Origin of the sequence: Pyxidicoccus fallax (genome assembly GCF_012933655.1) — a bacterium.
GTDB lineage: Bacteria > Myxococcota > Myxococcia > Myxococcales > Myxococcaceae > Myxococcus > Myxococcus fallax.
Window position 1 is genome coordinate 77,736 of record NZ_JABBJJ010000008.1, and the last position, 14,241, is coordinate 91,976.

Below are 14,241 nucleotides of genomic sequence, written 5' to 3' on the forward strand. Positions count from 1 at the left end.
AGCCTCCGTGGACGGGAGAGGCGCCGCACGGCTGGTGCCCTCCCGGCCGGGTTGGGTCTGCGGGGCGAGCGGGGAAGGCACACCGTTACCCGAGGGGGCCTCGAGGACCTGGATATGACATCACCGCGTGCCGATGCCGTCGCCGACGACTTCCTGCTGTTGGTGAGTGTGCTGCCGGGGCCGTTGCAGGCGGCGGTCCGGGCGCTGCCGCCCCAGCAGGTGCTGGAGGTGGTGATGGACCTGGGCCGGCCGCCGGAGGCCCGGCTGGTGGACCGGGTGGAGCGGCTGCGCGAGGAGCCGGTGCTCCGGGAGGACCTGGAGCACGTGCTGGCCCAGGTGGGGCCGCCGGGGGACGACAACCGCGCCGGCATCGAGCGGACGCTGCACCGCGTCTCCGCCATCCGCAACCGCAAGGGCAAGGTGGTGGGCCTGACGCTGCGGGTGGGGCGCGCCATCTTCGGCACCATCGACATGCTGAAGGACCTCATCGGCTCCGGGCGCAACCTGCTCCTGTTGGGGCGGCCGGGCGTGGGGAAGACGACGAAGCTGCGCGAGGTGGCGCGCGTGCTGGCGGATGATTTGCGCAAGCGCGTCATGGTGGTGGACACCTCCAACGAGATTGGCGGCGACGGCGACGTGCCGCACCCGGGCATTGGCGCCGCGCGGCGGATGCAGGTGTCCCGCCCGGACCGGCAGCACGACGTGATGATTGAAGCCGTCGAGAACCACATGCCGGAGGCCATCATCGTCGACGAGATTGGCACCTCGGCGGAGGCCTCGGCGGCGCGGACCATCGCCGAGCGCGGCGTGCAGTTGGTGGCCACGGCGCACGGCAACACGCTGGAGAACCTGGTGCTCAACCCCACCCTGTCGGACCTCGTGGGCGGGGTGCACACGGTGACGCTGAGCGACGAGGAGGCGCGGCGGCGCAACACGCAGAAGACCATCAGCGAGCGCAAGGCGCCGCCCACCTTCGACATCGTGGTGGAGATGGTCAGCCGCGACGAGGTGCTGGTGCACGCGGACACGGCGGACTCGGTGGACCGGCTGCTGGCGGGCATGGACGTGGGGGGCGAGCGCCGCAAGCAGGACGCCGTCTCCGGGCAGGTGGAGGTGGTGGAGACGAAGGCGGCGCCGTCACCGCTGCCCGCGCTGCGGCCGGGGCGGACGGCGGGGCCGCCGGGGACCTTGGGAGTCAGGGGCGCGGAGAACGTCCACGCGCGGACGCCCGGCATGGGCGGCACGACGAAGGTCTACGCGCACGCCGTCAGCAGGGATTTGCTGACGAAGGTGCTGCGGGAGCTGGCGGTGGACGTGCGGCTGGTGAGCCGGCTGGACGCGGCGGACATGGTGGTGACGCTGCGCTCGCGGGCCAATGACCCGCGGCTGCGGCGCACAGCGGAGAAGACGGGGGCGCGCGTGGAGGTGGTGAAGCGCAACAGCTCCGCGGAGCTGCGCCGCGTGCTGAAGACGGCCTTCCACGTGGTGGAGGGCGTGGACGAGGACCAGGTGCGCGAGGCGGTGGCCGAGGTGGAGCACGCGATTGAGCGCGTGCTCAGCGAGGGCGTCTCGGTACCGCTGGCGCCGCGCCCGCCGAGGCTGCGCAAGCTGCAGCACCGGCTGGTGAGCCGCTACCACCTGGAGGCGGTGAGCCACGGCAGCGAGCCGGTGCGCCACCTCACCATCTACCCGCTGGGCGCGGAGGTGGACGCCGCGCTCGCGCAGGAGGAGGCCGAGGGGACGGCATAGGCGCCCCCCGGCCGTGGCCGGAAGGTCAGTTCCGGTCGAGGTACGCCTTGTAGGCGTCGAAGCCGTGCTCGCGGCCGAGGAAGTCCTTCACCAGCTCGGAGGCGGGCTTGGAGCCGCCGGGCTCCAGCACGGTGCGGCGGTACTTCATCGCCGTCTCACGGTCCAGGTACCCGTGCTGCTGGAAGGCCGTCTCCAGGTCCTTCGCGATGACCAGCGACCAGAGATACGTGTAGTACGCCGCCGAGTACCCATCCAGGTGCCCGAAGGCGACCTCGAAGTGGGTGCCGTCGCGGTGCTCGTGCTTGAAGGGGCTGAGCTTCTGCTGGAGCGCCACCAGCGCCTTCGTCGTGTCGAAGCCCGGCTCGCGCGAGTAGTAGTCCAGGCTCACCGCGGACAGGAAGAGCTGCCGGCGCGACCACAGCCCCTTGCCGAACTCCTTCGACGCGCGGAGCTTCTCCACCAGCTCGGCGGGAATCGGCTCGTTCGTCTGGTGGTGCTTCGCGAACTCCGTCAGCACCTGCGGGTTGCCCGCCCACTGCTGGAGCAGCATGGACGGCGTCTCCACGAAGTCCCACTCCAGGCGGGTACCGGCGATGCCGGCCCACTTCAAGTGGCCCGCGAAGACGGTGTGCAGCAGGTGGCCGAACTCGTGGAAGAAGGTCTCCACCTCGTCGTGCGTCATCAGCTCGCCGGGGCGGGCGAAGTTGCAGACGAGGACGCCCTCCGGGTAGCGCTTGCCGGCCTGACCCGCGACGAGGTCGAACTGGGCGGCGTGCTTGTACTTGTCGTCACGCGGGTGCATGTCCAGGTAGATGCGGCCCAGGAGCGTGCTCCCGTCGAACACGTCGTACGCCTCCACCTCGGAGTGCCACACCTTCGTGTCGTCCACCTTGCGCCAGGTGAGGCCCCACATGCGCGCGGTGATGTCCATGACGCCGGCCTTCACGCGGCCGTACTCGAAGTAGGGACGCACGGCCTGCGAGTCGAAGCCGAAGCGCTCGGCGCGCAGCCGGTCCTCGTAGTAGTCCTGGTCCCACGGCTCCAGCGCCTTCGCGCCGGGCACGTCCTTGCGCTTGCGCGCGAGCAGCTCCGCGAACTCCTGCTTCGCGCGGGCTTCCGTGGCGGTGGCCATCCGGTCGATGAAGTCCGTGGCCGCCTTGCGCGTGCGCGTCATCTTCGTCTCGGTGGTGTACGCGGCCCAGTTCTCGTAGCCCAGCAGCGTGGCCAGCTCGTGCCGCTTCGCGATGAGCTGTTCGAGCACCTGCTGGTTGCCGGGGAAGGCGCGCTGGCGGTAGGTGCGCCACAGCTTCTCGCGCGCCTTGCCGTCCTTCGCGTACGTCATGAAGGGGATGTAGTCCGGGTAGTTGGTGGTGATGGCCACCTTGCCGTCCTTGCCCGGCGCGTGCGCCTTGCGGAAGTCCTCCGGCAGGCCGTCCAGCTCCTTCGGGGTGAGGGACACGGTGCGCACGTCCCCGGCGATGTTCTTCCCGAACTGCTGGCCGAGCTTGATGAGCTCCTCGTTGAGCGCCTTCACCTTCGCGCGCGTGGCGTCGTCACGGTCCACGCCGGCGCGGCGGAAGTCGAGCAGCGCGCGCTCCATCCAGTAGCGGGTGGCGCCGTCGGTGCCGGACAGGTCCACGGCCACGAGGGTGTCGTAGACGCCGCGGTCCTGGGACAGCTCCACGTTGGCGGCGTCCACGCGCTGCTCACAGGCACGGGCGGCGTCGCGGAAGCCGGCGTCCGGGTGCACCTCGCGGGCGAGGCTGGAGCGGTTGGCGGCGGCGATGAGCGCGCCGAGGGCCGCGTCGTACGCGGCGAGCACGGCCGGGCCGTCCTTGCGCGCGTCGAGCTTCTTCAGCGCGGCCACCTGGGTGCGGGCCGTCTCGAGGTCCGCGTCGCAGGCGGCGGTGAAGGCCTCCGCGGTGCCAGCGAGGAGGTCGGAGCCGCGAGGAGGCGGAGGCGTCTGGCGGGGCTCGGCCGCCGCGGGGGGCGTGGCGGGAGCCTGGGCCTGCTGGGTCTGCTGGGGGGCAGGCTCGGTGGCCGCGGTGCCGTGCGTGCAGCCGGCGGCGGTCAGCGCGGCGGAGAGGGTGAGGGCAGTGAGTCTCTTCAAGGGCGTGGGTCCTCCGAATCCAACGGAAACGCCAGAGCGTCATGCCACATCCCGGCGCCTTCCGCTCGCCGGTGGGGCAGGCGGGCCATGGCGGGGGGGCACCCGAGGATGGGATGGGCGGCTGCTTCCCGAGCTTGAAGGAGTACGCCCGCGCCGGATGCGCCCGGTGGAGACGCCGCCCTCCGAGGCGGGTCGCGCTCTCGGGGGCGTGAAGCCCGGACGCTCGGGCCGGTGCGAGGCCGCGCGGAATGGAAGTTCCATTCCCCATCGGCGGATCGCGCTCTCGGGGGCGTGAAGCCCGGACGTTCGGGCTGGTGCGAGGCCGCGCGGAATGGAAGTTCCATTCCCCATCGGCGGATCGCGCTCTCGGGGGCGTGAAGCCCGGACGTTCGGGCTGGTGCGAGGCCGCGCGGAATGGAAGTTCCATTCCCCATCGGCGGATCGCGCTCTCGGGGGCGTGAAGCCCGGACGTTCGGGCTGGTGCGAGGCCGCGCGGAATGGAAGTTCCATTCCCCATCGGCGGGCCGCCCCCGGAGCGTGGAGTCCCAGTCGCTCGGGCCGGTGCGGAGCCTCGCGGAATGGAACTTCCATTCCGCATCGGCGGGTCTCCCCTGGAGGGTGGAGTCCCAGACGCTCGGGCTGGTGCGGAGCCGCGGAATGGAACTTCCATTCCGCATCGGCGGGTCTCCCCTGGAGGGTGGAGTCCCAGTCGCTCGGGCCGGTGCAAGGCCGCGCGGAATGGAAGTTCCATTCCCCATCGGCGGGCCGCCCCCGGAGCGTGGAGTCCCAGTCGCTCGGGCCGGTGCGGAGCCGCGGAATCGAGCCTCCATTCCGCATCGGGGCGCGTCCTCCGGTGCGAGGGGCCCCGGAAGCACGGGCTGGTGCGGGGCCGTGCGGAATGGAGCCTCCATTCCGCATGGGCGGGGCGCATGTTCTCCTCAGGGACCGAAGCCACGGCCAGACAAGCAAGAGGGGAGGTGCACGCGATGACGGACCGCGAATGCGTGGAGCTGTTGCAGTGGGCCGCGCCCCGGCTGCGCCTGCGCTGGGACGGCTTCCGCCGCGTCCGGGGGCAGGTGTGCAAGCGCATCGGCCGCAGGCTCAAGGATCTGGGACTGTCGGGCGCCGCGGAGTACCGCGCGCGGCTGGAGGCGGACTCCAGCGAGTGGGACGTGCTCGACTCGCTCTGCCGCGTCACCATCTCCCGCTTCTATCGAGACCAGCGCGTCTTCGACGTGCTGCGGGACGACCTGCTCCCCGCGCTGCTGGAGCAGTCACTCGCCCGAGGCGAGCCCGCCTTCCGCGTCTGGAGCGCCGGCTGTGCCTCCGGCGAGGAGCCCTACACGGTGAGCGTCCTCTTCCAGCTCGGGCTCCAGCCACGCTTTCCCGAGGCGCGGCTGGACCTGGTCGCCACCGATGCGGACGAAGCGCTGCTCGCCCGCGCGCGAAGGGGCTGCTACCCGCGAGGCTCCCTGCGCGAGCTGCCCGCGGAGTGGGCCCACGCCGCCTTTCCGGAGCCCGGCTCCGAGCCCTGTCTCGCCCCTCGCTTCCGCGAAGGCGTCACCTTCCTCCGCCAGGACCTGCGCGCGGAGATGCCGGACGGGCCCTTCCATCTGGTGCTGTGCCGCAACGTGGCCTTCACCTACTTCGCGCCGCCGCTGCAGCGCGAGGTGCTGAACAAGCTGGTGGCGCGGTTGGGTCCGGGAGGACTGCTCGTCATCGGCGGGCATGAGTCACTTCCCGAACATGACTCAGACCTGGAGCGCGCCGCGGATCCACTGCCTGTGTTTCGACGCGCCGCGCGCTGAGGCCCTTTGGAACCGGGTCCGCGCGCACCCGTGAAACATGAACCATGTATCAACCGCGTGTGACGCGCCCCGCCTTGAGCGTGTCTCGGGTGCCCGGTACCACCGATGTCTCTCTTGGGGCCAATCCCCTGGCCGGAGGGAAGGCAACGATATGCGCAAGGCGCTGTGTACCGCGGTCGCGACGTGGATGCTGTGGGGCTGTGGTGGTGCGAATGGGGGCGAGGCGCCCCAGGCGAAGCAGGACGGGCTGACGCTGTCGTCGGAGGCGAGCGGCACCTTCGCCCAGGGCGGCAGCGAGGTCTCGTTCGCCTCGCGCGAGGTGGAGCCGGGTGTGTACCGGCTGGAGGTGCGGCTGCGCGGGATGACGCTCACCGGCCTGATGGACCCGGCCAGCGGCGTGTCCACGATGGATGGCTTCGCGGACGAGGGCGCCACGGACACGCAGCTGGGTGACGCGGACCGCGAGCTGCTCTCCGCGCTGTACGGCGCGCTGAACGCGGAGCTGCCCGCTGGTGACGCGGCGGCCCCGGAGGCCATGTACCTTCGGCGCGCGGTGGGCCTGTGGGCGCAGAACCCCTCCACCGTGGAGCTGAAGCGCACGGTGATGGGCGAGCAGGGCCGCGGCTACACCATGCTGTGCAGCTACGCGCGCTGCAATGGCACCTACACGGGCAGCTGCGGCGGGTACTACAACTGGTACTCGTACGCGAAGCACGACTGCAACAAGGGCGGCTTCGAGTACGGCAACAACCAGCAGATTGCCCAGCTCGGCGACCACTTCTCGTGCAGCGGCGACGAGTACTACATGAGCGGCGGCTCGTGGGTGTGCGGCGAGCCGGACCACTGGTACCGCCCGAAGGTCATCGGCAACTGCTTCGGCCGCTGCGGCGGCGGCTGCGGCGGTGACACCCAGTACACGCTGGACGCCACCAACCACGACGGCTGCGTGCGCAACGGCCACGCCCTGGCGAGCGCGTACTGCGATGACCAGTTCGCGTCCGCGAGCGACGACGAGCTGTTCGCGCCGAACTGCTACTGAGCGATGACGGTCGGCTGCTCGAAGTGGAGACGGGCGGGCATGGGTGTGGCGCTGATGGCCGCGCTCGCGTGCTCGTCCGCGTCCTCGAAGACGCGCGCGGCGGAGGAATCCGTCCGGCGCTTCTTCGCGGCGCTGCCCTCGGAGGACTGCGCGGCGCTGCAGCCGCTGCTGGCCACCGGGGGCAGCGCGCGGCCCTGCGAGGAGACGGTGCGCGAGCTGCGTGAGCACGGCGTCTCGCTGGTGGGCATCCTCGGGTCGACCGTGGATGGGAGGGACCCGGAGGCGGTCATCGTCCGGGCGCGCATCGCCAATGGGGGCGAGGAGCGCAAGGAGCCGTGGCTCCTGCGCGTGGAGCGGCAGGCAGGCGCCTGGCGCGTGCGGTTCTGAGAACTGGAGTACGCTCCGGCGGGCAAGACATGAAGAATCGTTATCGTCTGATGCTGGCCGCCGGCGCGGCGCTCACCGCGGCCCTGGTGGCGGTGGCGCTGTGGCCGACTTCGGGTGTTCAGCGGGAATCACCCGTGGCGGCTCCGCCCGCGGTGGCCGAGGCCGCGCCGCCCGCGCCGGAGCCGGTGCCCGAGCCGTCCGCCGCGCGTGAGCGGGCGGAGCCGGTGCTCGCGAGCGCGGAGTCGCCGGTGCCGGCGGCCACGGTGGTGCCATCGCAGCCCGGGGACGTGGCGCCCGAGCCGGAGGTGGAGGGCGCGCCCGCGCAGGAGAACGACGCGATTCCCGAGGAGCTGCCGCAGACGGCGCAGTGGCGGCTGGAGAAGACGACGCACATCACCACGCTGCTCGGGCGTGACGTGGAGCGCCTGGAGCGCGAGCGCGAGGAGGCCGAGGCGCGCGGTGACGAGCGGCGGAGCCAGCAACTCCAGGCGCTCATCCAGCGCAACCGGGCCCGGCTCCACGAGCTGCGGGAGCAGATCCAGGAGCTGAGCGAGGCGGCGAAGGAAGAGTCGACCGCGCAATGAGGCTCGCGTCGCGTCGCGGCGGGCTTCGCTCGCGCCGCGCTGGCACGCGGAGGCCGGGAGTGAGCCACCCGGGTTCGAACTCGCGTCGCCGCGCTTCGTTGCGTCGGTTCGCGATGCCGGTGGCGGGAGAGCCCGAACTCATTGCTCGCAAGCGCCGCGATGATGAGGAGCGCTCTCGTGATGCCTGATTCAACGAGCCTCGGCAGGGACCGTTCCCCGCGACTTTCTCGTGTGGCTGCCGAGGGAGGTTCGTGGAGCCTCGTGCCGATGGCGCTCCTGCTCCTGGCCCGTCGTTCGTACCCGCGACGTGTGGCTGCTCGGGGCAGACCGTGGTGCCTCGTCCTGACGTGGGTTGCCGTGCTGCTTGCCTCCGCCTGCCAGCCCACGGTGGAGGAGTTGCTCCCGTCCTCCTCGCGCGAGACGACGCGGCCCATCGTGCAGGGGACGGACGCGCCCGGGGACGATGCCGTGGTGGCGCTCATCGCCCGCCGCACCCGGTGCACGGGTGAGTCCCCGGTGCTGCTCTGCACCGGAGCGCTCATCGCGCCGGACGTGGTGCTGACGGCGGCGCACTGCCTCGCCATCTTCGGACCCGAGGGGCCATACGAGGTCTACGTCGGACAGGTCCTGCTACCCCAGCCGGAGACCCGGGGTCGCTTCGCGCGTGTCACCCGCGCCATTCCCCACCCGGACTACGACGCCCGGACGCATGCGTATGACGCCGCGCTGCTGCGGCTCGCGGCGCCGCTGGACGTGACGCCCCTGCCGCTTTCGGAGTCCGCGGACACGGCCCTCGTCCCCGGTGCCTCCGCGCGCGTGGTCGGCTACGGGGACACGAGGGACGCCGAGGCTCTCGCGGGCCGCCGCCGGCAGGGAACCCTGACGGTGGCCCAGGTGGAGCCCGCGGCGTTTCGCGCCAGCCCCGCGCCGAGCATGAGCTGCGTGGGGGACAGCGGGGGCCCGGTGCTCCTGCGCGACGGTGCGCGCGAGGTGCTGGCGGGGCTCACCGTGAGCGGCGACGTCGCCTGCCGGAGCGAGGCCCTCAACGTGCGCGTGGACGCGCTGCTCGACGGCTTCATCCGCCCGTTCCTCGCGGAGGCGCCGGCACCCGGTGTGCCCACGCTTCCATCCGGGAATCTCTGCGGCGCCACGTGCGCCCGTGACGAGGAGTGCCCGTCCGGACTCGCCTGTGTCTCCGTGGAGGGGGGACCGGGCCGCTGCATGCTTCCCGCGCTCCAGGCCGGGGACTACGGCGCGTCGTGCGCGGACGATGCCGCGTGCGGCACGGGCGTGTGCGCGCGGCTGGAGCCGGACGGAGCGGAGGCGTGTCGCTGCTTCACTCCATGCGCCGCGCCGCCACCCGACCCGGAGCCGGAGGCACCCGCCGGACCCGAGGCAGGCTCGGGCGGCTGTGCGAGCGTGCCCGGCCCCGGGGGCCCCGGCCTGCTCGCGCTCGTGCTGGGGCTCGTCAGGCGCGCCCGCGTGTCCGCGCGGCGGTAGGCGTTCTCCCATCCGGGGCGTGGAGGACTCCCGCCTTCGCGGTTGAGTGCCACGCACGGCACCGCGCCGTGCCCGCCCATCGCGGGGCCCAGGCCTGCTCCCGGCGCCTGCCTGGAACGGAACCACCATTCCACGTGGGCCCGCTGGCTCCGGGCTCCCTCGCGGAATGGACGCTCCGTTCCGATCGAGCCCGCCGGCCTCGGGTTCGGGCACCGCGTGCGAGTGCCTGCCGCGCCAGGGCTCAGGCGCGGATGCTCGTCTTGCGCGCGCCCTTCCTCTTGTAGGCCTTGCCGGCCTTGAGCGGCGTCGTGTCCCCGCGCCCCGTGGTGCGCTTGGCGGTGCCCTCCTTGCGGTAGGCCGCGGCGGCCTCGGCCGGCAGCGTCTTGCGGCGCGACGTGCTGCTGCCCAGCTCCGGCACCGGCAGCTTCTTGCTCCGCGCCGTCAGGCCACGCCCCGGCGGCCGACGCGGGCTGACCGTGCGGTCCTCGAACTCCGCCGTGCCCGTCGCCCGACGGCCGCTCTTCTTCGCCTTGTGGGTGCTCTCCCCGTAGGCCTCGCCCACGTCGGTGGGCTTCAGCGCCAGCGTCGTGCCCTTCTTCTTCGCGTTCTTCACGCGCACTGCTCGAGTCTTCTCAGGCATGGAACCTCCCAGGCACTCAGGTAGGGATGAACCTCCCTGGATGCCAGGGAGCGGCGGGGCGAGCGTGCCCCAGCGCAAGCGTCCGCTGCGCGCCACTCCACATCCCCGCCGTACCCGGGTACGAGGTTGCGCACGTACGCGCCCCGGTGCTCCCATGCTGTCACCTTGAGCCGCCCCCCACCGCTGACACTCGACGCGCCGGACCCCGTGGAGCCGCGCCTCGTGTGTCCGGCCTGCGCGCACGCCGTCCCCATCGGCGCGGATGCGCGCTGCGAGGCCTGTGGCGCCTCGTTGGCGGAGGCGCTGGAGGCCTCGCGGGGACCCCGGCCCCCACTGCCTCCGCGCCGGCTCACCCGCGCACAGCGGCGCGCCGTGCTCCGGCCGAAGCTGCGCGCGCACCATGACCTGGGCACGCTCTTCCTCGCGCTGGGCGCGCTGATGCTGCCGGTGGCGCTCGGCTTCCTCCGCCCCCTGCTGTTGATGACCGCCATCTTCCTCGGCGTGGGTTTCCTGCTCCGACGCTCCGGTTGGCCGGCGGCCCTGCGCCGCGAGCAGAAGCGCCGTCTCCAGGCGCTGCGCTGGGGCCTGCCCGCCCCGGCGGTGCTGACCAGCGTCGAACGCCACGCCGTGCCGTCCCTGCAGGCCGGGCGCGTGGTGCAACTCGGGTACGTCTTCACCGTCCACGGCGAGACGATCCAGGGGAGCGTGCCGTCACCTCACGTCACTGACGCGCAGCGGCGCCCCGGTGAGCGCGTCTGGGCCGTCTACCTGGCCGAGGACCCGAGCGTCAGCGCGCTCTGGCCCCCCGAGCCCTGAGGCCCCCTGGTCGCTGGCCTGGACGTTGCTTGAGCCCGTGGACACGCTTCCCTTCGGGTCTCCACCGTGGTCTCCCGGCCACGGTGCGCGGCCCGCTCACCGCACTGTCACCATGACAAAGAGCCCACCCGCCACCGTGTCCTTCTGGTCCGTGCTGCGCCGCCATGGCGTCTTTCCGGTGCTGTTGAGCACCGCCGCCGCGGTGGGGCTGCTGGCCCTCCGGCTCGACTGGAGCGAGCGCGCCAGCTACGCCTTCCTCACCTGGAACCTGTTCCTGGCGGGGGTGCCCTATGCGCTGTCGCTGTGCGCGCGCCTGCTGATGGCGCGGGGCCTGGGCCACGGGTGGCTCCTGACTCCACTGGCGCTCGGGTGGCTCGCGCTGTTCCCCAATGCGCCCTACCTCCTCACGGACTTCATCCACCTGCGCCAGCGGCCGGTGGTGCCGCTCTGGTTCGACGCGGCGCTGCTGGCGCTGTTCGCCGCCACGGGGTGGCTGATGGGGCTGCTGTCGCTGGAGGTCTGGAAGGAGTGGTTGGAGCGGCGCTGGGGCCGCGCCCGGGCCTGGGCCTTCGTGGCCGTCACGTCCGTGCTGTGTGGCTACGGCATCTACCTGGGCCGCGTGGAGCGGTGGAACAGCTGGGACGTGCTCTCCGAGCCCGGGCGCCTGCTGTCCGCCATGGCCGCGCACCTGCGCGAGCCCGACGCCTTCCCGCACCTGACGCGCCTCACCGTCGTCTTCGCCGCGCTGGTGCTGCTGTCCTACGCCGTCTTCGAGGCGGTGGCCACGCGCCTGCGCTGCCGCCGCGCCGCGTAGGGCGACAAGGCCCTGCGCGGGCCGTAGCGACGGAACTTCCTTCACGCCCCGGTGTCTGGAGCGCGCGCGGCGCGGCGGTATCGCGTCACGTCTCGTGCATTCAGTACCCAACCGACGTCCCCCCTCCCTGGAGCGTGAATGAAGCCGTTGTCGGAAGGAGCCCGTGTATTCGGTGCGGCCTGGCTGCTTGCCGCCGCGCTGCTGTCGCAGGCCTGTGGTGACACCGCCGTCGTGGAGCCCGCCGCCCCGGAGCCGTCAGCGCAAGCGGTGGCCACGCTGGAAGCGGTGGCGGACGCGGAGGACATCCTCGCGCGGCTGCAGGCCATTCCCGGCCTCACCATCCTCGACGAGCAGCCCTCGCCCCTCCCGGGCACGCGCTTCTTCCGGATGCAGTTCGAGCTGCCGGCCAACCACACGCGTCCCCTGGGAGAGCGCTTCCAGCTGCGGGTGAACCTCCTGCACCGCTCCGTGGAGGCGCCCGTGGTGCTCGCCTCCAGCGGCTACGGCATCATCGACGCTCCCGTCGAGACCGAGCCCACCGCGCTGCTCGGCGCCAACCAGCTCATGCTGGAGCACCGCTTCTTCGGCACCTCGCGGCCGGACTCCAACGACTGGAGGCTGCTCGACATCCGGCAGGCCGCGAGCGACTACCACCGCGTCATCCAGGCCTTCAAGCCGCTGTACGGCGCGCGCTGGCTGACCACCGGCGGCAGCAAGGGCGGCATGGCCGCCGTGTACCACCGCTACTTCTACCCGGACGACGTGGACGCCACCGTGCCGTACGTCACGCCCAACAGCCACGGGCTGGATGACGCGCGCTACGCCTTCTTCCTCGACCACGTGGTGGGGACCGCGGACTGCCGCGCGAAGCTCCAGGCCTTCCAGCAAGACGTGCTCCAGCGCCGCGACGAGCTGCGGCCCTTCGTGGAAGCGCTGGCCACCACCTGGGAGACGGGCTTCGAGACGATTGGCGGCGCGGACCGCGCCCTGGAGTTCGCCGCCGTCGAGACGTCCTTCTACTTCTGGCAGTACGCCGGCGAACTCTATTGCTCGTACATCCCCGCGCCCGGCGCGCTCGCGGAGGAGACCTTCTTCTTCCTGGATGGCATCACCGGCATCGCCTTCACCTACGGCGACGTGGAGCTCGACTTCTACGCGGCCTACTACTACCAGTCCGCCACGGAGCTGGGCTGGACGCGCTTCCCCACCCGGCACCTGCGCGGCCTCTTGCGTTACCCCGGTGAGGACGAGCCCCGCGCGTACCTGTCCTTCCCCGTGCGCGAGCGGTTCGACCACGGGCTGATGCTCCGTGTGGAGCACTGGGTGCGCAGCCGCGGCGAGCGGATGCTCTTCGTTTACGGAGAGAACGACCCCTGGTCCGCGAGCGCCTTCTCGGTGCGCGAGCGCAATGACGCGTTCCGCTTCTACGTGCCGGGCGGCAACCACAGGGCGAACATCGGCCAGCTCCCGGAGCCCGAGCGGACCTTTGCCGTGGAGCGCCTCCGCGCGTGGATGGGCGTGAGCTCGCCGGAGGCCCCGGCCCTGGCGGTCGAGCGCGCCGCGAAGGCGGCGGCCCCCGAGCTCATGTGGCCGCGCTTCCGGCTGTAGCGGGAAGGTGACATGCGGACACCGCCCCGACGCCCGGGCTCTCTTCCGGGCGGGAGCGGTGTCCTCCTGCTTTCGCGTGCTTCGCTTCTCCCCGGCCGTCAGCCGCCGTGGAGGGGCAGGCGCTTCTTGGGGCCGCCCGTGTGCTTCACGTTCATCTCGCTGGGAGCCTTCTTGCGGCCCTTGAGCGTCGTCGACCGGCGACGGTTGCTCTTGGGCTCGTGCAGCTCGGCGGCCGGGCCCAGCGTCACGCGTTCCAGCGTCTTCTGACGGCGCAGCGCCGCGGCGTCGTCCCGGGGCAGCGTCTTGCGCCCCTTGCTGGCCTGCACGCTGGGCTGGGCCGCGTGCGCATCCACCCGCCGCTTGTTCTTGATACCTGCCACTTTCGTCCGCACGGCCATGATGCCCTCCTTCCGTGGAGAGGTAAGGACGGCGCCCCGGCTTTTCCATCCCCCTCCAGGGAACGGGACGGGGGCCACGCCGCGTGCCTGGGTGCTCTCCGGCCGCGCCATCCTCATCGAGGAAGAGGGCCCTTCACGCGGGGCCCGGCAGGAGCGGGGCCGTGCCCTACGTCGACGAGCGCTTGCCCTTGCGCGGCGGGCGGGTGCTGGTGGTGCTCTCGGGCGGGAAGAGCCAGCCCTCGGCGGGCGCGGACACCGTGGTGTTCGCCTCGGACGGCTCCAGGTGCAGGCCCCGGCAACCGCGGCACCAGGACTGGGGCCGGCGCCCGCTCTTCATGATGCGGTAGCCGAAGTCCTGCTCCGTGGGGCCCACGTGGCCGCAGCGCGGGCAACGGCTCAGGGACGTGACGCCGATTTCCTTGGCCTTCTGCCGGCCATGCTCCACCACCAGCGCCAGCGCCGCGGCGAAGCCGATGCGGCCCGTGGACGCGATGTGGAAGCTGCGGCCCCGCTTCCGGCCCCCGCGGCCGAGAACGGGCATGAGGTCCATCCCCCCGAGCAGGTTGCGCTGCTCGAGGACACGCGACGGCGAACTGGGCGAGGTCGAGTGGCTCACGGGACCACTCATACTGGGGCGGTCTGACATGCCCTGCCGCCAGGCCCCGGCCCCCTGCCCGCCCGGCGGGGGAGGACTGAACAAAAGTCCAGCAATGTCGCGGATCTACACGCGTCCCACCCTGGAAGTGGGGTGGAAGGGGGCGGCCCCCGCCCGGCCGGCTGGGGTGGTT

At 72.1% G+C, this 14,241-nt stretch carries 13 protein-coding genes; 9 read left to right on the plus strand and 4 right to left on the minus strand.

Going from position 1 to position 14,241, the window contains the following annotated elements:
* Positions 1-114 precede the first annotated feature (114 nt).
* Entirely contained in the window at positions 115-1,749 is a 1,635-nt protein-coding gene (locus HG543_RS03035) for a R3H domain-containing nucleic acid-binding protein (protein ID WP_169343119.1), read from the plus strand.
* Positions 1,750-1,774: 25 nt separating this feature from the next.
* Here the strand turns inward: HG543_RS03035 and HG543_RS03040 are convergent, their stop codons facing one another.
* Complete coding sequence (locus HG543_RS03040; protein ID WP_211193693.1) at positions 1,775-3,859, minus strand: M3 family metallopeptidase; 2,085 nt, start codon at positions 3,857-3,859, stop codon at positions 1,775-1,777.
* A 986-nt stretch (positions 3,860-4,845) separates the two neighbouring features.
* Between HG543_RS03040 and HG543_RS03045 the strand changes: the two genes are divergently transcribed.
* From HG543_RS03045 to HG543_RS03060, 5 genes are all read left to right on the plus strand, one after another.
* On the plus strand, positions 4,846-5,667 hold the full coding sequence (locus HG543_RS03045) for a CheR family methyltransferase (RefSeq protein ID WP_169343120.1): 822 nt from the start codon (positions 4,846-4,848) through the stop codon (positions 5,665-5,667).
* 151 nt (positions 5,668-5,818) lie between these two features.
* The gene (locus HG543_RS54920) at positions 5,819-6,706 is read left to right on the plus strand and encodes a hypothetical protein (RefSeq protein WP_246356707.1); all 888 of its coding nucleotides are present in this window, start codon (positions 5,819-5,821) and stop codon (positions 6,704-6,706) included.
* Between the two features lie 39 nt (positions 6,707-6,745).
* The gene (locus HG543_RS54925) at positions 6,746-7,093 is read left to right on the plus strand and encodes a hypothetical protein (RefSeq protein WP_246356708.1); all 348 of its coding nucleotides are present in this window, start codon (positions 6,746-6,748) and stop codon (positions 7,091-7,093) included.
* A gap of 29 nt (positions 7,094-7,122) precedes the next feature.
* The gene (locus HG543_RS03055; RefSeq protein WP_169343121.1) at positions 7,123-7,677 is read left to right on the plus strand and encodes a hypothetical protein; all 555 of its coding nucleotides are present in this window, start codon (positions 7,123-7,125) and stop codon (positions 7,675-7,677) included.
* A gap of 357 nt (positions 7,678-8,034) precedes the next feature.
* Positions 8,035-9,177 (plus strand): S1 family peptidase, encoded by a 1,143-nt coding sequence (locus HG543_RS03060; protein ID WP_343073257.1) that lies wholly within the window; start codon positions 8,035-8,037, stop codon positions 9,175-9,177.
* A gap of 241 nt (positions 9,178-9,418) precedes the next feature.
* On the opposite strand, the gene HG543_RS03065 is transcribed toward HG543_RS03060, so the two are convergent.
* Complete coding sequence (locus HG543_RS03065) at positions 9,419-9,817, minus strand: hypothetical protein (RefSeq protein WP_169343123.1); 399 nt, start codon at positions 9,815-9,817, stop codon at positions 9,419-9,421.
* Positions 9,818-9,982: 165 nt separating this feature from the next.
* Here HG543_RS03065 and HG543_RS03070 point away from each other — a divergent pair, with 165 nt between their 5' ends.
* From HG543_RS03070 to HG543_RS03080, 3 genes are all read left to right on the plus strand, one after another.
* Positions 9,983-10,633, plus strand: a complete 651-nt coding sequence (locus HG543_RS03070; protein WP_246356709.1) for a hypothetical protein — start codon at positions 9,983-9,985, stop codon at positions 10,631-10,633.
* Positions 10,634-10,769: 136 nt separating this feature from the next.
* A complete protein-coding gene (locus HG543_RS03075) occupies positions 10,770-11,447 on the plus strand; it encodes a DUF1361 domain-containing protein (protein ID WP_343073258.1) in 678 nt (225 codons plus the stop codon).
* A 138-nt stretch (positions 11,448-11,585) separates the two neighbouring features.
* Positions 11,586-13,055 (plus strand): S28 family serine protease, encoded by a 1,470-nt coding sequence (locus HG543_RS03080; RefSeq protein WP_169343126.1) that lies wholly within the window; start codon positions 11,586-11,588, stop codon positions 13,053-13,055.
* A 98-nt stretch (positions 13,056-13,153) separates the two neighbouring features.
* Here the strand turns inward: HG543_RS03080 and HG543_RS03085 are convergent, their stop codons facing one another.
* Both HG543_RS03085 and HG543_RS03090 read right to left on the minus strand, forming a co-directional pair.
* Complete coding sequence (locus tag HG543_RS03085; RefSeq protein WP_211193694.1) at positions 13,154-13,453, minus strand: hypothetical protein; 300 nt, start codon at positions 13,451-13,453, stop codon at positions 13,154-13,156.
* Positions 13,454-13,619: 166 nt separating this feature from the next.
* Positions 13,620-14,099 carry a hypothetical protein gene (locus HG543_RS03090; protein WP_169343127.1) on the minus strand — a complete coding sequence of 160 codons (480 nt, stop codon included), beginning with the start codon at positions 14,097-14,099 and terminating at the stop codon, positions 13,620-13,622.
* Positions 14,100-14,241 lie beyond the last annotated feature (142 nt).